The sequence below is a fragment of the Streptococcus sp. KHUD_013 genome (assembly GCF_052588545.1).
Genome location: NZ_CP186264.1, coordinates 1,787,310 through 1,808,530, shown reverse-complemented (window position 1 = coordinate 1,808,530; position 21,221 = coordinate 1,787,310). Strand labels below are relative to the sequence as shown.

The 21,221-nt window shown below is 43.2% G+C and carries 13 protein-coding genes; 9 read left to right on the top strand and 4 right to left on the bottom strand.

Annotated features, from left to right (window positions below; genetic code table 11):
- Positions 1-2 precede the first annotated feature (2 nt).
- Positions 3-1,301, top strand: a complete 1,299-nt coding sequence (locus ACOXXR_RS08665) for a response regulator transcription factor (RefSeq protein WP_445278439.1) — start codon at positions 3-5, stop codon at positions 1,299-1,301.
- Positions 1,302-1,372: 71 nt separating this feature from the next.
- Here the strand turns inward: ACOXXR_RS08665 and ACOXXR_RS08660 are convergent, their stop codons facing one another.
- The 4 genes from ACOXXR_RS08660 to tyrS all read right to left on the bottom strand — a co-directional run bounded on the left by ACOXXR_RS08660 (position 1,373) and on the right by tyrS (position 4,979).
- The gene (locus ACOXXR_RS08660) at positions 1,373-2,260 is read right to left on the bottom strand and encodes an IS3 family transposase (RefSeq protein WP_081697786.1); all 888 of its coding nucleotides are present in this window, start codon (positions 2,258-2,260) and stop codon (positions 1,373-1,375) included.
- Positions 2,191-2,757 carry a helix-turn-helix domain-containing protein gene (locus ACOXXR_RS08655; RefSeq protein ID WP_023023319.1) on the bottom strand — a complete coding sequence of 189 codons (567 nt, stop codon included), beginning with the start codon at positions 2,755-2,757 and terminating at the stop codon, positions 2,191-2,193. The genes ACOXXR_RS08660 and ACOXXR_RS08655 overlap by 70 nt, the downstream gene beginning before the upstream one ends.
- 66 nt (positions 2,758-2,823) lie before the next feature.
- Entirely contained in the window at positions 2,824-3,666 is an 843-nt protein-coding gene (locus ACOXXR_RS08650) for a putative RNA methyltransferase (protein ID WP_445278438.1), read from the bottom strand.
- Between the two features lie 56 nt (positions 3,667-3,722).
- Positions 3,723-4,979 carry a tyrosine--tRNA ligase gene (gene tyrS, locus ACOXXR_RS08645; protein WP_445278437.1) on the bottom strand — a complete coding sequence of 419 codons (1,257 nt, stop codon included), beginning with the start codon at positions 4,977-4,979 and terminating at the stop codon, positions 3,723-3,725.
- A gap of 208 nt (positions 4,980-5,187) precedes the next feature.
- On the opposite strand from tyrS, the gene pbp1b reads away from it, so the two are divergent.
- The 8 genes from pbp1b to ACOXXR_RS08605 all read left to right on the top strand — a co-directional run bounded on the left by pbp1b (position 5,188) and on the right by ACOXXR_RS08605 (position 21,189).
- On the top strand, positions 5,188-7,638 hold the full coding sequence (pbp1b, locus tag ACOXXR_RS08640; RefSeq protein ID WP_445278875.1) for a penicillin-binding protein PBP1B: 2,451 nt from the start codon (positions 5,188-5,190) through the stop codon (positions 7,636-7,638).
- 421 nt (positions 7,639-8,059) lie between these two features.
- Entirely contained in the window at positions 8,060-11,629 is a 3,570-nt protein-coding gene (gene rpoB / locus ACOXXR_RS08635; protein WP_023027553.1) for a DNA-directed RNA polymerase subunit beta, read from the top strand.
- A 150-nt stretch (positions 11,630-11,779) separates the two neighbouring features.
- Positions 11,780-15,433: a DNA-directed RNA polymerase subunit beta' gene (gene rpoC, locus ACOXXR_RS08630; RefSeq protein WP_445278436.1), complete on the top strand. Its 3,654-nt coding sequence runs from the start codon at positions 11,780-11,782 to the stop codon at positions 15,431-15,433.
- Between the two features lie 387 nt (positions 15,434-15,820).
- Entirely contained in the window at positions 15,821-16,972 is a 1,152-nt protein-coding gene (wecB, locus tag ACOXXR_RS08625) for a non-hydrolyzing UDP-N-acetylglucosamine 2-epimerase (protein WP_445278435.1), read from the top strand.
- A 2-nt stretch (positions 16,973-16,974) separates the two neighbouring features.
- The gene (locus ACOXXR_RS08620) at positions 16,975-17,763 is read left to right on the top strand and encodes a hypothetical protein (RefSeq protein WP_023027556.1); all 789 of its coding nucleotides are present in this window, start codon (positions 16,975-16,977) and stop codon (positions 17,761-17,763) included.
- Between the two features lie 142 nt (positions 17,764-17,905).
- Positions 17,906-19,216: a glycosyltransferase family 2 protein gene (locus ACOXXR_RS08615; protein ID WP_445278434.1), complete on the top strand. Its 1,311-nt coding sequence runs from the start codon at positions 17,906-17,908 to the stop codon at positions 19,214-19,216.
- An 8-nt stretch (positions 19,217-19,224) separates the two neighbouring features.
- A complete protein-coding gene (locus ACOXXR_RS08610) occupies positions 19,225-20,328 on the top strand; it encodes a glycosyl hydrolase family 8 (RefSeq protein WP_006595140.1) in 1,104 nt (367 codons plus the stop codon).
- A 483-nt stretch (positions 20,329-20,811) separates the two neighbouring features.
- Positions 20,812-21,189: a DUF1033 family protein gene (locus ACOXXR_RS08605; RefSeq protein WP_006595139.1), complete on the top strand. Its 378-nt coding sequence runs from the start codon at positions 20,812-20,814 to the stop codon at positions 21,187-21,189.
- The last annotated feature ends 32 nt before the right edge of the window (positions 21,190-21,221 follow it).

Genomic DNA, 21,221 nt, shown 5'->3' with positions numbered 1-21,221 from the left:
TCGTGTATAAAGTCTTATTGGTTGACGATGAATATATGATTACTGAGGGGTTGAAAAAACTGATTCCCTTTGAAAAATGGGACATGGAGGTTGTGTACACAGCAGAGGATGCGGATCAGGCCTTGGCTTATGTTGCGGATTATCCAGTAGATATCGTGATTACGGATGTCAATATGCCAGGAAAAACTGGTCTGGAAATGATTGATCAAATGCAGTCTATTCTTCCCCATGCAGCTTATATCATTATGTCGGGTTACCAAGATTTTGCTTATGTAAAAAAAGCCTTAAACCTCCGGGTAGCAGACTATCTGTTAAAGCCTGTCAATAAGGTGGAGTTGGGGAATATCCTAGAAAAATTATCTCAAACTCTGAAAAAACCAGATCAAGAGACGGCCAATCGGCTCCTTCATGAAGATTGGTCAGAAGAAGAGTTTGAGCAGGCCATCCGAGGAAGAAAGCAACTCTGGATTGGAGTGGATAAGGAAAGGAAAGGCTTTGCCAGTTCGTCTTATCAGGTCTTGGGACAAAATCTTCAACTCTATCTTTCAGATGAGGATGAGGGGGCTTTCCTACAGCGTCGTTTCCAAGCACCTTATAAGGAACATTTTCAACAATTTAAAGAGCTTGTTGAACGAAGTCTATTTTATGGGGATCTCCCTTTGGAAGAAGAAGATGGCGTCTTTAATTACTACGAACCCATCTACCGTGTCATCATCCAGGGGAATATCCAACAGATTTTAGAGGAGTTGAACTGGTTGGAAGAAACCGTGAAAAGCCATACTCCAAAAGTGGCGATAGCCAAGCAACTCTTTATTCAGTTCATTATGGATGTCTTTCATTTATTTGAACACTTGCATGGAGATGACCTGATAGAAGTTGTGAAAACTGTTCATGAGACAACGACTTTCGAGGATCTTGTTACCTGCGTTCGGAACCAATTGGAGAATTTCTTCTCTCAATATCGAATGAACAATAATGTGGCGACTGTCTTGGAAGTTATCGGACGTGACTATCGGAAGGAACTGTCGCTCAAGGATATCAGCAAAGATCTCTATATCAATCCCGTTTATTTAGGACAATTGATTAAACGTGAGACCAATTCTACCTTTGCTGAGCTCTTGAATAAACAACGGATCAAAGCGGCCCAACAGTTACTTTTATCCACAACTGAAAGTATTGAAGATATTTGCTATGAAGTCGGCTACAGTAATGTCGGTTACTTTTACAAGGTTTTCCGCAAGTTGTGTGGCAAGTCGCCCAAAGCCTACCGTCAACAAATCGGCGTAGAGGAAAGTGACTAATCTATAAACATAAAAAAACACCCTCCATTTGTCAATGATATGTACCCAGAATCCTGGACACATGTTATGAACTAAGTGGAACACATGGATGCTATCCTGTACATTACAGGTGGCATCCATTTTGTTTTTCCTTGTATTCTTTCATTGTTGTAATAACTTATGTATTCATCTAGTGCTTTTGAAAAGCTCTCAAATGATTCATATTCTTTCTCGTAGCTGTAGTACATTTCATTCTTTAGACGTCCAAAGAATGTTTCCATAATGCAATTATCTATACAATTGCCACGTCTAGACATTGATTGGATAATTCCCCTGTTTTTTAGTTCCTGACGATAGTAGTTGTGTTGATATTGCCATCCTTGATCTGAATGAAATATTAATCCTGTAAGTGATTTGAACTTTTTAAACGCCATCTCTAGCATTCTCTTGATTTGATTTAGGTTTGGACTCATCGACAAGTCATATGAAATAACTTCATTTGTGTACATATCAATTATCGGAGAAAGGTAACACTTTCCCCATGAAAAGTTAAACTGAGATACATCAGTTGTCCACTTCTGAAGTGGTGCTGTTGCTGTAAAGTCTCTATCTATTATGTTTGGTGCTACTTTACCTACTTCACCCTTGAATGAGTGATACTTTTCTTTAGGTCTTTTGCCTTGCAATCCAAGTGAATGCATGATACGTTGTACTCTTTTATGATTGACAGAATTTCCACGTCTTAAGAGCTCTCTATACACTCTTCTCACACCATATCTACCTTTATGCTGGCTAAATATTTTCTTGATTTCTTCAGTGAGCTTAATATTTCTAAAGTCTACAGTATCAACTTTACTGATTTCGTAGTAGTAAGTTGATTTAGGCATATTTAAACCTTTTAGTAGGTGCTTTAATTGGTATCCTTCTTCTCTGAGCGCTTTGATGATTGCTGCTTTTTCGCCTTGAGTTGCGCAGCCCATCTTTCTTGCCTCAAGGCGATCCTTTTTTTTACTACTTCAATCTCCGCTTTCATTGCCGCAATTTCTTCTCTTAGTCTGATTAACTCTTCACGTTCTGATTCAGTTAAAGGTTTGGGCTTAATCGTTTTCTTTTTCATAACAGGGTTCTTACTCTTGCGACCTTTCTTTTTATTCACAAGACCATTGTAACCTAATTCTTTGTATTTGCGAACCCAGGTATATAGCATTCCATTATTTATACCTGCAGAAACAGCAACTGACTTGTTGGATTGTCCTGCTAATACTTTAGCAACTAATTCATATTTCGCTTCAGGGGTCCACACTTTGTTATTACCTAAGTGCTTTAATGCATCTGGTCCATTTTCTTCTTCGATACGAGCCCAGTATCGAACCATTAGATGAAAGTTTGATGTTTTTATTCCTTCTGGTGTTTCAGGCCATATTCCTTTTCTATATAGCTCAATACACTCTAACTTATACTCATGACTGTAACGCATGAAAATACCCTCCTTACTGGGTGTCCAGTAAAGAGGGTACATATCACAATCAATGGAGGGTGTTTGTTAGTTGTTTCTTCCAACCAAAATAGTGGCAGAAATCGTGATGTGAGTCAAATCACTCCAGTCGATTTGAGATGCATCGACATGAAAGAGGAGAGGCGTCATGCTCAGAAGAGCCTCCCGCAATGCTGGTGTGAGTTCGAAAGTTTCCTGGCAATGGAGGCTTTGTTCAACCGTAAAATGATCAGAGAAATGTCGAATAATCTGCTCATTGGAATAATCGGCCTGATCGAGGTGCTCCTTAACCTTCTGACGAATTTCTTGCAGATGGCTTGCTGTTGGGATAACCTTAATAAGGCGACCGTCTGGGGCCAGGATCCGTTTAAATTCCTGATAGTTCGCTGGCGAAAAGATGTCTAGAAGAAGGTCCATACTCTGGTCTAAAAGAGGGAGGCGAGCTAGGTCCCCGACAAACCACTTGACCTTCCATTCATGGTCGCTCTTAGCAGCCAGCTGGATCGATTCCTTAGACAAATCAAAGGCGTAAAAGGAATGGTCTGGATACCGTTCTTGTAAGATGCGAGAATAGTACCCTTCCCCGCAACCAATATCTAAAATGTTGGATGGATGGTCCAGTGGAGACAAGCATTCTGATAGGGTAGTAAGGATATGGTCGTAGAAGCCGTTCTCTAAAACTAGTTGCCGGTTTTGGAAACTCTCCTTGTCATAGTCCTTAGAGGGCTTCACTTGTGGAGCCAAGTTCACATAGCCAAACTTAGCAAGGTCAAAGGAGTGACGGTTGGGACAAGTCAAGCTTTGTTGGACCAGGTCAAGGGCTTCCTGACAGATGGGACAGGCAAAAGCTGTTGCGGTCTGAAATCGTTGTAATTTTGGTTTGATCGTCATGATACTTCTAGTGTACCAAAAAACCTCTGAAAGTCATAGTTTCAGAGGTCTTCTTTTTAATAAGTCAAGACAAAGTATTTTTTCTTCCCACGGCGGATAACAGTGAGTTCGTTCTCTAACTTATCTGCATCACTTAAGACATAGTCAAGGTCTTGGATGCGGTCACCGTTGACGTAGATAGCTCCGTTTTGTACGTCTTCACGGGCTTGGCGTTTTGAGTTAACTACGCCAGATGATACGAGCAATTCTACGATGTTGTGGTTTTCGTCTGCTTGTACTTGGTAGTTTGGCACACCACGAAGTCCTTGTTTGAGTTCTTTGACAGAAAGGCTTTTGATGTTTCCTGCAAAGAGTTGCTCAGTGATGTTAAGGGCTTCTTTGTAGGCTTCTTCTCCGTGAACCAGAGTCACGACTTCACGAGCAAGGACTTTTTGAGCCAAGCGTTCGTGTGGAGCTACTTCGAATTGTTTGCGGATTTCTTCAATCTCATCCAGTGACAAGAAGGTAAAGATTTTCAAGAAGCGAACTGCGTCAGCGTCCATGACGTTCATCCAGAATTGGTACATTTCGTATGGAGAAGTCTTTTCAGGGTTGAGCCAGACAGCATTCCCTTCAGATTTACCAAATTTCTTACCAGTTGCGTCTGTGATGAGGGGCACAGTGATTACGTGACCAGTCTTGTCAGCCTTCCGACGAAGCAACTCAGTACCAGCTGTCATATTTCCCCATTGGTCAGAACCACCGATTTGCAGAGTGACATTGTGGTCTTGGTTGAGGACAAAGAAGTCGTAGCCTTGCATGATTTGGTAGGCAAATTCAGTGTAAGAAATCCCTGTTTCAATTCGTTTCTTCACAGATTCCTTGCTCATCATGTAGTTGACAGTAAAGTATTTTCCGATGTCGCGAAGGAAGTCAATGAAGCTGATGCTGCCAAACCAGTCATAGTTGTTGACCATGACAGCCTTGTTTTCCCCATTTTCAAAATCTAAAAAACGAGACAATTGCCCTTGGATAGAAGTGACCCAACCGTCTACAGTCTCCTTAGTTTGTAAACTGCGCTCGGCATCTTTGAAAGAAGGGTCTCCAATGAGTCCGGTCGCACCACCGACAAGCGCATAAGGTTTGTGGCCTGCCAATTGTAAGCGACGACTGGTCAAGATGGCAACAAGGTGCCCAAGGTGCAAACTATCAGCAGTTGGATCGTAGCCAGTATAATACGATACTTGTCCTTCTTCTAGGGCTTTACGCAAAGCATCTTCGTCAGTCGTTTGGAAAATCAAACCACGTTCTTTTAGCTCATCAAAAATGTGCATCGTTCTCTCCTTTTCTAAGCTACTGGCCAGATCGATGAAAACAGTCCAGTATCTGTATGGTTTCTCTCTATTTTACCATAATGACTTGAAATAGCAATGAATGGACGAAAAAAATCCAATTGGAAACAGTGTTCTCAACTTTAGGAATTGAAAAGAAAGTAGTCCATTTGGTATAATAGGAAGGACAAGGAGAAATAGAGTGAGTCAAATGAGAGAATTTTTTACAAAGTGCGGGAAGAAAATAAAAGGCTTCTTTGCCAAAATGACTGTTGAAGTCAATGAGAAAGAAAACAAGGAGGGCTGGTCATTAGGAGATTTCGTAGCGACAGTTCTCCGAACCATGAAGCTCCTTTGGGATGTGCTACTAGTGTTTGCTTTAGGTGGCCTCTTGTTTGGAGCAGGGATTGCGATTGGCTATGCGGCCAGTCTATTTAATGCGACAGAAACACCGGATCCAACACAGCTGGTTCAACAAGTACGAAACATTTCCAGTGTTTCAAAGATTTCCTACTCAGATGGGAGTGTCATTTCTGATATTGACAGTGACCTCATTCGGATTCCTGTTCAAAAGGATGCGATTTCGGACAATGTTAAAAAGGCCGTCATTGCCACAGAAGATGAGAATTTTAACAGCCATAACGGGGTTGTTCCAAAAGCAGTAATCCGGGCTACCTTGGGTTCAGTTGCTGGAGTAGGTTCCTCTAGTGGGGGTTCGACTTTGACCCAACAGTTGATCAAACAACAAGTTGTGGGAGATGCACCGACCTTCTCACGGAAAGCTGCGGAGATTATCGATGCCCTTGCTCTTGAGCGGGTAATGGATAAGGACGAAATTTTAACGACCTACCTCAATGTATCTCCATTTGGTCGAAACAACCGTGGACAAAATATTGCTGGAGTAGAAGCGGCAGCTCAAGGGATTTTTGGAGTTTCTGCCAAAGACTTGACCATTCCACAGGCGGCCTTTATTGCTGGTTTGCCACAGAGCCCAATTGTCTACTCACCTTATGCTTCTGATGGAAGTCTCAAAACTCCAGAAAATCAAGCTTTAGGCTTGGATCGGGCAAAGGATGTCTTGTACAATATGTATCGGACAGGGGCTATCACTAAGGAAGAGTACGACCAATATAGTCAATATGATTTAAGTAAGGATTTCCTTCCGTCAAATGGCATCGAGAAGACGCCACACGACTACTTGTATTTCCAAGCCGTCAGTGAAGCGGAAGAAGCCATGTATGAGTATTTAATCAAGAGAGACAACGTCTCTAGCCACGACCTAAAAAACAATTCGACCGTTAAATCTTATCAAGAGTTGGCGAAGAAAGAATTGAGAGAGGGTGGCTATACGGTCCAAACCACTATTAACAAAGCTATCTACAATGCCATGCAAGAAGCAGTTGCCAATTATGGAGGTATCTTGGACGATGGAACGGGTACGGTAGAGGTAGGGAATGTCCTTATGGACAACCGAACAGGGGCTATTCTTGGCTTTGTTGGGGGACGGAATTTTGACGGGAATCAAAATAACCATGCTTTTGACACGGAGCGTTCTCCAGGGTCTACCATTAAACCCTTGCTGGCCTATGGAATTGCCATTGACCAAGGCTTGATGGGAAGCAATAGTATCCTCTCCAATTACCCAACCAACTTCTCTAGTGGAGAGCCAATTATGCACGTGGATAACCGAGGGACTGGGATGATGGACCTCCGAGAGGCCCTCAACACCTCATGGAATATCCCAGCTTATTGGACCTATCGTACTCTTCGTGAAAAGGGTGTCGATGTCCCAGGCTATATGGAAAAAATGGGCTACGACATCGCTGAGTATGGGATTGAAAGTCTGCCAATGGGAGGCGGAATCGAAGTAAGCGTTGCTCAACATACAAATGGTTATCAAACCCTTGCCAATAATGGGAATTACCAAAAGCGCTACATGATTGAAAAAATCATGGATCGCAATGGGGAAGTGGTCTACCAACATGAGAGCAAGGCGACCCGCGTCTACTCAGCAGCAACTGCGACTATCATGCAGGACCTGTTAAGAGGTGTCATCAGCTCTGGTGCAACAACGACCTTTAAGAGCCGAATCAGCCAGGTCAATCCAACTCTTGCAAATGCCGATTGGATCGGGAAAACTGGAACCACCAATGAGAATGGAGATATGTGGCTCATGCTGTCTACTCCAAATCTTACCTTAGGTGGCTGGATTGGACATGACAACAATGCTTCCATGGCTCCGTTGACAGGCTACAATAATAACGCAAGTTACATGGCCTATTTAGCGAATGCCATCTACCAGGCGGATCCAGCTGCTTGGGGCGTGCAAGATCGCTTTACCTTAGATAGCAGTGTTATTTCATCGACTGTTCTCAAATCGACAGGACAACGACCTGGTCGTGTCAATGTCAATGGTCGTGATATCGATGTGTCGGGTGCGACGGTTACCAGCTATTGGGCTAAAAATGGCGCTCCACAAACGACCTACCGCTTCGCAATTGGTGGATCGGATAGTGATTATGCTAGTGCCTGGGCTGGAATTCTAGGCGGTTCAGCTAATACTTCCAATGGAAATCGCAATAGCAACCGGACAAGCAATTCGAACACGCCAAGTAGTTCGAACACGACAGCTAGTTCATCATCTAGTGGACAAAATAGATAAAAATAACGAGTTGCAATACCATAAAATCGTTTTCATGTCTAGAGAAAACCTTGTGTTTTTTATGAAAATACGATATAATAAGGACAAGTAATTTGTCGTGCGCTTTATTTGAAATATTGTCCAAATAGAAGCTTACAGCAGTTAAATCAAACTTTATAAAAGTCGATTTAGCTGCTCTTTTTGTGCCTATTTTTAGAAAAAACGGAGCTTGTCACACAAACTTAATCTTTCTAAAAATTCCAAAAAGGATGAATGATACGGAGGAGATTTCTTCTCACGTGATGTAGATCACACCCCCTTCATAACATCGTTTCGACTGGATCAGAACCATTCTGATATGGTCAGAAGCGATCTAGAAACCGGATTTTCAGAGAGGGTTTTCCCCTAGCTGGTATCCTAGTATAGAAAAGGAGTTAAAACTTTGGCAGGACATGACGTTCAATACGGGAAACATCGGACCCGTCGTAGTTTTTCAAGAATCAAAGAAGTTCTTGATTTACCAAATTTGATTGAAATCCAAACGGATTCATTTAAAGATTTTCTGGATCATGGTTTGAAAGAAGTTTTCGAAGATGTATTGCCAATTTCGAACTTCACAGACACAATGGAGTTGGAATTCGTCGGCTATGAAATCAGAGAACCAAAGTATACCTTGGAAGAAGCACGTATCCATGATGCGAGCTATTCTGCCCCAATCTTTGTAACCTTCCGCTTGGTCAACAAGGAAACAGGCGAAATCAAAACGCAAGAAGTCTTCTTTGGTGATTTCCCAATCATGACCGAGATGGGAACCTTTATCATCAATGGTGGAGAGCGGATCATCGTATCTCAGCTCGTGCGTTCACCAGGTGTCTACTTCAATGATAAGGTGGACAAGAACGGTAAGGTTGGCTATGGATCAACGGTTATTCCGAACCGTGGAGCTTGGCTAGAACTTGAAACAGACTCAAAAGATATTGCTTATACTCGTATCGACCGTACGCGTAAGATTCCATTTACGACCTTGGTTCGTGCCCTTGGTTTCTCTGGGGATGACGAGATTTTTGATATCTTTGGGGATAGCGAATTGGTTCGCAACACAGTTGAAAAAGATATCCACAAAAACCCAATGGATTCTCGCACAGATGAAGCCCTTAAAGAAATTTATGAGCGTCTTCGTCCAGGTGAGCCAAAAACAGCGGAAAGCTCTCGTAGCTTGTTGGTAGCCCGTTTCTTTGACCCACGTCGTTATGACTTGGCTCCAGTTGGTCGCTACAAGATCAATAAGAAACTCAATATCAAGAACCGTTTGTTGAACCAAACGATTGCAGAACCATTGGTAGATGCTGAAACAGGAGAAATCCTTGTAGAAGCTGGTACCGTGATGACACGCGATGTCATCGACAGCATCTCAGAACATTTGGACGGTGATTTGAACAAGATTGTCTACACTCCAAATGATTCAGCAGTATTGACAGAACCAGTCGTTCTTCAAAAATTCAAGATTGTGGCACCAACGGATCCAGACCGCGTTGTCACTATCATCGGCAATGCTAATCCAGATGATAAGGTTCGTACCATCACTCCAGCTGATATCCTTGCTGAGATGAGCTACTTCCTTAACTTGGCTGAAGGTATTGGCCGCGTGGATGATATCGACCACCTTGGAAACCGTCGTATTCGTGCCGTTGGTGAATTGCTTGCCAACCAAGTGCGTCTTGGACTTTCACGGATGGAACGTAACGTTCGTGAACGGATGTCTGTTCAAGATAACGAAGTATTAACACCTCAACAAATCATTAACATCCGTCCAGTAACTGCAGCAATCAAAGAATTCTTTGGTTCTTCCCAATTGTCCCAGTTCATGGACCAACACAACCCACTTTCTGAGTTGTCCCACAAACGTCGTTTGTCTGCCTTAGGGCCTGGTGGTTTGACACGTGACCGCGCTGGATATGAAGTCCGTGACGTGCACTACACTCACTATGGTCGTATGTGTCCAATCGAAACACCTGAAGGACCAAACATCGGTTTGATCAACAACTTGTCATCCTATGGACACTTGAACAAGTATGGTTTCATCCAAACGCCATACCGTAAAGTAGACCGTGAAAAAGGTGTGGTCACCAACGAAATCGTTTGGTTGACAGCTGATGAAGAAGATGAGTACATCGTAGCCCAGTCCAACTCTAAGTTGAACGAAAAAGGTGGTTTTGCTGAGCCGATCGTTATGGGACGTCACCGTGGTAACAACCAAGAGTTCCCATCTGATCAAGTCGACTACATGGACGTATCTCCAAAACAGGTAGTTGCCGTTGCGACAGCATGTATTCCTTTCTTGGAAAACGATGACTCCAACCGTGCCCTCATGGGTGCCAACATGCAACGTCAGGCTGTGCCATTGATCGATCCAAAAGCGCCTTACGTGGGTACTGGTATGGAATACCAAGCAGCCCATGACTCAGGAGCTGCAGTCATTGCGCAACATGATGGGAAGGTTACTTATGCCGATGCTGACAAGGTAGAAGTTCGTCGGGAAGATGGATCTCTTGATGTTTACCATATCCAAAAATTCCGTCGTTCAAACTCAGGTACGGCTTACAACCAACGTACCCTTGTAAAAGTTGGCGATGTCGTTGAAAAAGGCGACTTTATCGCAGACGGTCCATCGATGGAAAAAGGGGAAATGGCCCTTGGTCAAAACCCAATTGTTGCCTACATGACATGGGAAGGTTACAACTTCGAGGATGCCGTTATCATGAGCGAACGCTTGGTGAAAGAAGATGTCTATACATCTGTTCACTTGGAAGAATTCGAATCAGAAACGCGCGACACTAAGTTAGGCCCTGAAGAAATCACTCGTGAAATTCCAAACGTTGGGGAAGATGCTCTCAGAAACCTTGACGAAATGGGTATTATCCGTATCGGTGCGGAAGTAAAAGAAGGCGATATCTTAGTTGGTAAGGTAACACCGAAGGGTGAAAAAGATCTTTCTGCTGAAGAACGTCTCCTCCACGCTATCTTTGGAGATAAATCTCGTGAAGTGCGTGATACTTCTCTTCGTGTACCTCACGGTGGAGATGGTGTTGTTCGCGATGTCAAGATCTTTACGCGTGCAAACGGAGATGAATTGCAATCGGGTGTCAACATGTTGGTTCGTGTTTACATCGCACAAAAACGCAAGATCCGCGTCGGAGATAAGATGGCCGGTCGTCACGGAAACAAAGGGGTTGTATCCCGTATTGTTCCTGTGGAAGACATGCCTTACCTTCCAGATGGTACACCGGTTGATATCATGTTGAACCCACTTGGGGTGCCATCACGTATGAATATCGGTCAGGTTATGGAACTTCACCTTGGTATGGCGGCTCGTAACTTGGGTATCCACATCGCAACACCAGTCTTTGACGGAGCAAGCTCAGAAGACCTCTGGGATACCGTTCGTGAAGCTGGTATGGATAGCGATGCTAAGACCATTCTTTACGATGGCCGTACAGGTGAGCCATTTGACAACCGTGTTTCTGTCGGTGTCATGTACATGATCAAGCTTCACCACATGGTTGATGATAAACTCCACGCTCGTTCTGTCGGACCATACTCAATGGTTACCCAACAACCACTCGGAGGTAAAGCTCAGTTTGGTGGACAACGTTTCGGGGAAATGGAAGTTTGGGCCCTTGAGGCTTATGGTGCGTCTAATGTCCTTCAAGAAATCTTGACCTACAAGTCAGACGATGTCAACGGACGTTTGAAAGCTTATGAAGCGATTACCAAAGGAAAACCAATTCCAAAACCAGGTGTGCCAGAGTCCTTCCGAGTACTTGTGAAAGAATTGCAATCACTTGGATTGGATATGCGTGTCCTAGATGAAGATGACAAAGAAGTTGAACTTCGCGACCTTGACGAAGGGGAAGACGACGATGTTATCCACGTAGATGATCTAGAAAAAGCACGTGAAAAAGCAGCTAAGGAAGCTCGCGCAGCTTTCGAAGCTGAAGGGAAAGAAGATTAATAAAATATGTAGTTCAAGAGAGTAGAAAGCCTGAGAAGGTTGTCTATCTCGAAGCTTTAGGCTTGAAGGTGTGAAGGAAAGTCCTTCTCACCTTCACAAAAAGCAAAAGAACATACAATCGATAATGAACATAAAGAAAGGTAAGAAATAGTGGTTGATGTAAATCGTTTTAAAAGTATGCAAATCACCCTAGCTTCTCCAAGCAAGGTCCGTTCATGGTCTTATGGAGAGGTCAAGAAACCTGAAACAATCAACTACCGTACATTGAAACCAGAACGTGAAGGTCTCTTTGATGAAGTCATCTTTGGTCCTACAAAAGACTGGGAATGTGCGTGTGGAAAATACAAACGAATCCGTTACAAAGGGATTGTTTGTGACCGCTGTGGTGTGGAAGTAACACGTGCCAAGGTTCGTCGTGAACGAATGGGGCATATCGAGTTGAAAGCTCCTGTATCACACATCTGGTACTTCAAAGGAATCCCTTCTCGTATGGGATTGACCTTGGACATGAGTCCTCGTGCCCTTGAAGAAGTCATCTACTTCGCAGCTTACGTGGTTATCGATCCAAAAGATACACCGCTTGAGCACAAATCCATCATGACAGAACGCGAATACCGTGAACGCTTGCGTGAATACGGACCAGGTTCCTTTGTTGCCAAGATGGGGGCAGAAGCGATCCAAGACCTCTTGAAACAAGTGGATTTGGAAGCTGAAATTGCTGTCTTGAAAGAAGAATTGAAGACTGCAACTGGTCAAAAACGTGTGAAGGCTGTTCGCCGTTTGGATGTCTTAGATGCCTTCTACAAATCTGGAAACAAACCAGAATGGATGGTTCTCAACATCCTTCCTGTTATTCCACCAGATCTTCGTCCGATGGTCCAATTGGATGGTGGCCGTTTTGCTGCCTCTGACTTGAACGACCTTTACCGTCGTGTGATCAACCGGAACAACCGTTTGGCTCGTTTGCTTGAGTTGAATGCTCCTGGTATCATTGTGCAAAACGAAAAACGGATGCTTCAAGAAGCGGTTGACGCTTTGATTGACAATGGCCGTCGAGGTCGTCCGATCACAGGACCAGGTAGCCGTCCACTTAAATCATTGAGCCACATGCTCAAAGGGAAACAAGGACGCTTCCGTCAAAACTTGCTCGGGAAACGGGTAGACTTCTCAGGACGTTCCGTTATCGCCGTTGGTCCAACCCTTAAGATGTACCAATGTGGTGTGCCACGTGAAATGGCCATCGAGCTTTTCAAACCATTTGTCATGCGTGAAATCGTTGCGCGTGATATCGTGCAAAACGTCAAAGCCGCTAAACGCTTGGTGGAACGTGGCGATGAGCGTATCTGGGATATCCTAGAAGAAGTCATCAAAGAACACCCAGTTCTCTTGAACCGCGCACCGACCCTCCACCGCCTGGGGATCCAAGCCTTCGAGCCAGTCTTGATTGACGGGAAAGCTCTTCGCTTGCACCCACTTGTCTGTGAAGCCTACAACGCCGACTTTGACGGTGACCAAATGGCCATCCACGTACCGCTTTCAGAAGAAGCCCAAGCAGAAGCCCGTATCTTGATGCTGGCTGCTGAGCACATCTTGAACCCGAAAGATGGTAAACCAGTTGTTACCCCATCTCAGGATATGGTCTTGGGGAACTACTACCTTACTATGGAAGAAGCTGGTCGTGAAGGCGAAGGAATGGTCTTCAAAGACCGCGATGAAGCGGTCATGGCCCTTCGCAATGGTTATGTTCACTTGCATACACGTGTCGGAATTGCGACGGATAGCTTGAACAAACCATGGACAGAAGCTCAACAACACAAGATTCTCTTGACAACAGTTGGTAAGATTCTCTTTAACGATATCATGCCTGCAGAACTTCCATACCTCCAAGAGCCAAATAATGCCAACTTGACAGAAGGTGTTCCAGCTAAGTACTTCTTGGAGCCTGGTCAAGATGTCAAAGTGGCGATTGAACAATTGGAATTAAACGTTCCATTCAAGAAGAAAAATCTTGGAAATATCATCGCGGAAATCTTCAAACGCTTCCGTACAACAGAAACATCTGCTTTCTTGGACCGTTTGAAAGACTTAGGTTACCACCACTCAACCCTTGCTGGTTTGACAGTGGGGATTGCCGATATTCCAGTTGTTGAAGATAAGGCTGAAATCATTGAAGAATCTCACAAACGTGTAGAACAAATCACCAAACAGTTCCGTAAAGGGATGATTACAGATGATGAGCGTTACAATGCCGTTACAGCTGAATGGCGTGCAGCACGTGAGAAATTGGAAAAACGCTTGGTAGATAACCAAGATCCGAAGAATCCAATCGTTATGATGATGGACTCTGGAGCTCGTGGTAACATCTCAAACTTCTCACAGCTTGCCGGTATGCGTGGTTTGATGGCTGCTCCAAACGGACGGATTATGGAATTGCCGATCCTTTCAAACTTCCGCGAAGGTTTGTCAGTACTCGAAATGTTCTTCTCTACTCACGGTGCTCGTAAAGGGATGACCGATACGGCCCTCAAGACAGCCGACTCAGGTTACTTGACACGTCGTTTGGTTGATGTTGCCCAAGACGTCATTATCCGTGAGGATGACTGTGGAACTGACCGTGGACTCGTGATCCGTGCGATTACCGATGGCAAAGAAATGATTGAACCATTGGAAGAGCGTTTAACAGGTCGTTATACGAAGAAATCTGTCAAACATCCTGAAACAGGTGCAGTCATTGTTGGTCCAGATACTTTGATTTCAGAAGACCTAGCACGTGAAATTGTCAATGCTGGTGTCGAAGAAGTAACTATCCGCTCCGTATTTACATGTAACACTCGTCATGGGGTCTGCCGTCACTGTTATGGTATCAACTTGGCGACTGGTGATGCGGTTGAAGTTGGTGAAGCAGTCGGAACCATCGCTGCCCAATCTATCGGGGAACCTGGTACACAGCTTACAATGCGTACCTTCCACACGGGTGGGGTTGCCTCAAATACCGATATCACTCAGGGTCTTCCTCGTGTCCAAGAAATCTTTGAAGCCCGCAATCCTAAAGGGGAAGCGGTCATCACAGAAGTCAAAGGACAAGTTACAGCAATCGAAGAAGATGCTTCAACTCGTACTAAGAAAGTCTTCGTTAAAGGTGAAACTGGCGAAGGCGAATACGTGGTACCATATACAGCCCGTATGCGTGTAGAGGTTGGCGATCAAATCTCTCGTGGTGCAGCATTGACAGAAGGTTCAATCCAACCAAAACGTCTCCTTGCTGTACGTGATGTCTTATCAGTTGAAACTTACCTCCTTGCGGAAGTACAAAAAGTATACCGTAGCCAAGGGGTAGAAATCGGTGACAAACACATCGAGGTAATGGTGCGTCAAATGATCCGTAAGGTTCGTGTTATGGATCCAGGAGATACAGACCTTCTCATGGGTACCCTCATGGATATTACAGACTTTACAGATGCTAACCGTGATGTGGTCATTTCTGGTGGGGTTCCTGCAACGGCTCGTCCAGTCCTTATGGGGATCACCAAGGCCTCTCTTGAAACCAATAGTTTCTTGTCAGCGGCTTCCTTCCAGGAAACAACTCGTGTCCTCACTGACGCAGCGATTCGCGGTAAGAAAGACCATCTCCTTGGACTCAAGGAAAATGTTATCATTGGTAAGATTATTCCTGCTGGTACAGGTATGGCTCGTTACCGTAACTTGGAACCACAAGCAGTCAATGAAGTCGAAATTATCGAAGAAGTTCCTGTTACAGAAGAAGCAACTGAAACTGTTGAACCAATTGTAGTGGAAGAAAATTAACCCTAAAAGAAGCTTTACTGATCTTCAGTAAGGCTTCTTTTTATGCCTAAAAATAACCATATAGGCACCGCTTTTTCCTATAATATCAGTTTAAAAATATGCGCAAAAATAAATATATATTTAAAATAATGAATACTTTGGTAATGAAAATGAAACTTTATAAACGTTTGGATGTTAAAAAAAATAGTATAAAAACCAGCTATTTCAAGGGTTTCAAGGGCTCGAAAGATTCGAATGTTACATATAAATTACAGATTATTAAAATTCGATTAAATGTATTACGAAAGCATTGAGATAGTTTGACTTTTGAAGCTATTGAAGGTAGAATGGATGGGAAAAGTGTTGTCGATTTTGTTAAAAAATTCACAAGGTTAAAAAGGTGAGATGATGAAAAAGATTAAAGTGATGGTTGTTTTTGGAACGCGCCCAGAAGCGATTAAAATGGCTCCCCTGGTTTTAGAGCTTCAAAAGCAAAGTGAGACCTTTGAAACGATTACAGTAGTGACTGCTCAGCATCGTCAAATGTTAGATCAAGTGCTAGAGACCTTCCGTATTCAACCGGATTACGATCTAGATATTATGGGGAAAAACCAATCTCTTCTAGATATTACGGCTAAAATCCTTGAAAAATTTGACCCAGTCGTGAAAGAAATGCAACCGGATATGATTTTGGTCCATGGGGACACAACGACGACTTTTGCAGCCAGTCTTGTTGCTTTTTTTAATCAAGTCCGTATAGGTCATGTAGAGGCGGGGCTCAGAACTTTCGATAAGTATTCGCCTTTCCCTGAGGAAATGAACCGTCAAATGACGGATAACCTAGCAGATCTCTATTTTGCCCCAACCAGTGAAAGCAAGGCCAATCTTCTCATGGAACATCATCCAGAGTCGTCCATTTTCATTACGGGGAATACGGCGATTGATGCCCTGCGATTAACCGTGCAAGAGAATTATCACCACCAGGTGCTTGATCAGTTAGATCCACAGAAGAAACTGGTCCTAGTGACCATGCACCGTCGGGAAAACCAAGGCCAACCGATGCGAGCTGTCTTTGCTGCCTTGAGAGAAATGGTAGATGCTCATCCGGAGTTGGAGGTTGTTTATCCAGTCCACCTCAGTCCGGCTGTTCAAGAGGCGGCTAAGGACATCTTAGGAGATCACGACCGTATTCATTTGATTGCTCCTTTGGACGTCTTTGATTTTCATAACCTAGCATCGAGAAGTTACTTTATTATGTCTGATTCGGGAGGAGTTCAGGAGGAGGCCCCTTCCTTAGGCAAGCCTGTCTTAGTCCTTCGGGATACGACCGAACGTCCAGAAGGTGTCAAAGCTGGAACTTTAAAATTGGTCGGAACGGATCCTGAGCGCGTCAAGGAAGAAATGACGGCTCTGTTGACGGACCCAGATCTGTATCAAAAAATGGCTTCAGCTCGAAATCCATATGGAGATGGGAAGGCATCTGAGCGGATTGTTCAAGCTATTCAGCACTATTATGGCCTCGTTGACTCGGTATCTGAATTTATGGAGGGAGAGATTTAGGAATGAAAAAAAGGAATCATTTAGGAGACTGGATGCTTATTTTAGTCGGCTTTGTATTGGCCGTCCTGATATACTGTCTATTCTTTGCACGGGAAATTATTATTGAGGAAGCTCTCTTTCTTGTGTTAGCCTTGTTTGCCTCTCTTGTCTTATCCAATTTGCTGCTGACCTGGACGATTTTAATTTCAGTCGGTTTAGGAATTGTCTTTCTGGTAGCAGGAGTCGTGTATATCCCTGCAAACCAGGCACTGTTATTGCTTTTCTCTTTCCCTATTCTGATTGGAATACTATCAAAAATTCGCTACTATTTATTTAAAGAAGTTGCAAAGGTTCAAAACCAAGAAGAAGACGCTGAAGTTGCCTACCGTGGCTTGCTGGAACACATGGGTGTTCAACAGGAACAGAAATTACAAGCCCTCTTGATCCATTGGTCTCATGAGGAACTCTTCTATCAAATTCATCCTCGTGAGTACAATCGGACGCTGAACCAAATTCATTATCTGATTGGCCACCATTTGATACAAGATGAGAGACTTTATTATGTTTCAGATGGCAATTTTCTAGTACTTACGAATAGTCAGCAACGAAATTTGCAAGAATATTATCAGTTGTATTTAAAAAATCAATTGGAATCTTTGGTCTTTAAGGGAGAAGACGGTAATCAAGCGATTCAATTTCAAAAAGGATACTTGGTGGTGGATTCGACCAATCGGACGAAATTCCATAGCTACCAGGAAGCTATTAGTAACTTGAAATGTCAACTTGAAACGGATATTATTGTGGAATATTAGGAGGAACCGATGACTCTTACAAATCTATTTTTTGGGCTAGCCTTAGGGATTAGTCTATTCTTTGCGGTGTGCTTCTGTGCATTATTCATTGCCTACTTGGTCATCTACCATCGGGTAAACAAAAACTTTAAGGCGGTGGACCATGATCAGTCAAATTTTAATGATTTTCACCTTGATTTCTATCTGGTTATCTCTAGCCTGGGGCTTGGTAATCTTGATTTCAGCGGTTCAATTCTGGTTGAAACACAGTGATTTTCGAGTGGATACGAGCCCGCTTCTCTATTATCCTAAAGTAACCATTGTGGTACCTGCCCACAATGAAGATGTGGTCATTGCTCAAACTGCTAAGGCGATTTTGGATATGAATTACCCTCATGATCGTGTGGAGTTGCTTCTCTTTGCAGATAACTGCTCGGATCGTACCTATGAGGAGTGTTTGGCTGTCAAGGCCCTTCCGGAATACGCTGGACGTGACGTGACCATTATTGACCGTACCGGTACAGGTGGGAAAGCTGGAGTATTAAATGATGCCTTGAAGATGGCGACAGGAGATTATATCTGTGTCTATGATGCAGATGCTATGCCTGAGAAAAATGCTCTTTATTTCTTGGTTAAGGAAGTTCTTAAAGATCCAGAACGCCATGTGGCTTCATTTGGACGCAACAAGACGAGAAATGCTAACCAGAACTTTTTGACGCGTTGTATCAACCAAGAAATCGTCGTGACCCAGCGGGTTCATCACGTCGGTATGTGGAATCTTTTCAAAATTGGACGGATTCCAGGAACCAACTTTATTATTCAAACAGAATTTGTCAAAAGTATTGGTGGTTGGAAGAATGGTGCCTTGACGGAAGATACGGATATTTCCTTCAAAATCATGCAAAGCGGAAAGTTGATCGCTTTAGCCTACAACTCGGAAGCCTTCCAACAAGAGCCAGAGACCTTAAAAACTTACTATATGCAACGGAAACGTTGGGCAAAAGGAAACTATGAGGTTGTACTTTCTAACTTTAAACACTTATTCGGAAAAGCAAACTGGCGGGTAAAATTAGAGGTCTTCAACTATTCATGTATTTTCTTCTGGTTTAATGCAGCGATTGTCTTGTCAGACTTGATTTTCTTTGCCAATGTCCTTGCCATGTTTATCCATCTCTTTGCTCCGGGTGTACAGATTCCTTTTGCTTTTGACTCCGAAAATATCTACATTGCCCAATTGATGCTCTTTAACTGGGTGCTAATGATTGGTTTGTATTTGTTGCAAATCAACATTGCCATGGCTTCTCAGTTTGGTCAGGCGACGGTGAAACAGATTTGGTTGGCCCTAGCAGCCTACTTTAGCTATTCCCAACTCTTTATCATTGTTTCGATTGATTCGATTTCATCCATCATCATGGATAAATTGCTTCACCGTGAAGGAACCAAGTGGGTGAAAACGAAACGGTTTGCTGGTTAGGAGGACTTATGAGAACAAAAAAAATGAAATATTTATGGTTTGTGGTCATCCTGGCAGTCTTTTGTTTGACTCTCTTCTTGGCTCGGACAAGAAGCAAGGTGGAGATGCGGAACCGCCTCTATCGTCAATGGACGGAACACTACCTCGTGACGGATGGAAAACAGTCCTATGTTCGTACGACTAACAGTGACCAAGAAACGGTTGTCTTATCAGAAGCGCAAGGTTATGGCATGCTAATCACAGTAGAGGCTGCCAAGAAAGACCTAGCCAATCAAGAGGATTTTGACCGTCTGTATCGGTATTATCAAAACAATCGCTTAGACGATACCCAATTAATGGCTTGGAAACAAATCATCAAAAAAGGGGAGCTTTCATCTGAGCATCAAAATGCGACGGATGGTGATCTATATATAGCCTATGCCTTGATGGAGGCAGCAAAACAGTGGCCTGAAAAAGGTAAAGGCTATCAACAGCAAGCCAAGGCTATCTTGGACGATATTCTCAAGTACAACTACAATGAGACAACGGGTGTCTTGACCGTTGGGAATTGGGCCAATCAAGATTCCGAATTCTATCACTTGATGAGAACCTCTGATACCCTTCCATCCTTTTTCCAATCCTTCTATGAGTTGACTGGAAATGAACAATGGTTAAGTATTAAAGAGAAGATGTTGGCCCAGCTTGACGCTATCAGTTCACAAACTAAAACAGGCCTTCTGCCAGACTTTATGTGGGTAGATGAACAAGGAGCGCGTGTAGCGGATCCAGATACCATCGAATCCAAGTACGATGGTGCTTATTCTTACAATGCTTGTCGTCTGCCATACAACTTGGCTCAAAGCCAGGACAAGACCAGTCAAAAATTGGGCAAGAAGATGCTGGATTTCTTCATGAAGCAACGGAATATCTATGCAGGCTATGATCTGAAAGGCAATGCCCTTCATCAGTACCAAGCAGCTAGCTTCATTGCTCCGGTATCTTATGCGGCTGAAAATGGAGATGGCTATCTCAAATTGGTGCAGCAGAACAAGTTTATCTTTATGCAAGATCTATCAACAGAAAATTATTACGATGCAACCATGACAACCATGATTGCCCTTCAATTGTTCTAATGGATCATCATTTGAAAAACTGAGAACTTTAGGTTCTCAGTTTTGAATGCAGACAAACTATTGTTTTTCATAAAACGGCTAGATGATTTTCAAAAAAGTGACTTTTATTTTTTAGCCATTTAAGAAGATTAAAAACTTTCCACAGTGAGAAAAGTGCTAGAAACACTGGTGTTTCTAGCACTCGGGAGTTTTGAGACCTTAGGCTCAAAACTAAGTCATGGAACTTCGTAGAAGTTCGCTGACGTCCGTACTCACCTAAGGGAAGTTTTTCAGAAGTTTTTATATTCAATCTGAACTGAGAACTTTAGGCTTCTCAGTTTTTTCTTGTCAAAAAATAGCCTTTCTCTCCTCCATAAGGGGAGATTTTGAAAGAAAACAGTGAAAATGTTCGGAAAATTTACTGCATTTTTCTTTCATAAGCAGAATTCTTTTGTTATCAAAGGATTTTATATATAATATTGGATACAAAGGACGGAGAGAAATATGTATCAAGTAATTGAAATGTATGGGGATTACGAACCCTGGTGGTTTTTAGAAGATTGGGAGAAGGACATTGTCACTAGTCAGAGTTTTGATGACTATTATGAAGCCCTAAAATACTACAAACGCCAATGGTTACTTTTAAGAGAGCAATCTCCATTATTTAAAAGTAGAAGTGATTTAATGACGATTTTTTGGGATCCTGAGGATCAGCGCTGGTGTGAAGAGTGTGCGGAATACGTGCAACAATATCATTCAGTCGCCTTGTTAGAAAACGATCAGAAGATACCGAGAAGCAAGCGCCGTCCAGGCTACGAAAAAGAGAATGCCCACACGGCTCATCGCTCTTGTAAGCTAGACTACGAGAGCAATAATCTATAGGAAGAGAAATTCAATATGCAGTTGAGTTTCTT

Excerpts from the sequence above, each read along its gene's own strand:
- ACOXXR_RS08605 (WP_006595139.1), top strand. The coding sequence starts at position 20,812 with ATGTATCAAGTAATTGAAATGTATGGGGATTACGAACCCTGGTGGTTT.
- wecB (WP_445278435.1), top strand. The coding sequence starts at position 15,821 with ATGAAAAAGATTAAAGTGATGGTTGTTTTTGGAACGCGCCCAGAAGCG.
- ACOXXR_RS08610 (WP_006595140.1), top strand. The coding sequence starts at position 19,225 with ATGAGAACAAAAAAAATGAAATATTTATGGTTTGTGGTCATCCTGGCA.
- pbp1b (WP_445278875.1), top strand. The coding sequence starts at position 5,188 with ATGAGAGAATTTTTTACAAAGTGCGGGAAGAAAATAAAAGGCTTCTTT.
- ACOXXR_RS08620 (WP_023027556.1), top strand. The coding sequence starts at position 16,975 with ATGAAAAAAAGGAATCATTTAGGAGACTGGATGCTTATTTTAGTCGGC.
- ACOXXR_RS08650 (WP_445278438.1), bottom strand. The coding sequence starts at position 3,666 with ATGACGATCAAACCAAAATTACAACGATTTCAGACCGCAACAGCTTTT.
- tyrS (WP_445278437.1), bottom strand. The coding sequence starts at position 4,979 with ATGCACATTTTTGATGAGCTAAAAGAACGTGGTTTGATTTTCCAAACG.
- ACOXXR_RS08655 (WP_023023319.1), bottom strand. The coding sequence starts at position 2,757 with ATGCGTTACAGTCATGAGTATAAGTTAGAGTGTATTGAGCTATATAGA.
- ACOXXR_RS08615 (WP_445278434.1), top strand. The coding sequence starts at position 17,906 with ATGATCAGTCAAATTTTAATGATTTTCACCTTGATTTCTATCTGGTTA.
- ACOXXR_RS08660 (WP_081697786.1), bottom strand. The coding sequence starts at position 2,260 with ATGGGCTGCGCAACTCAAGGCGAAAAAGCAGCAATCATCAAAGCGCTC.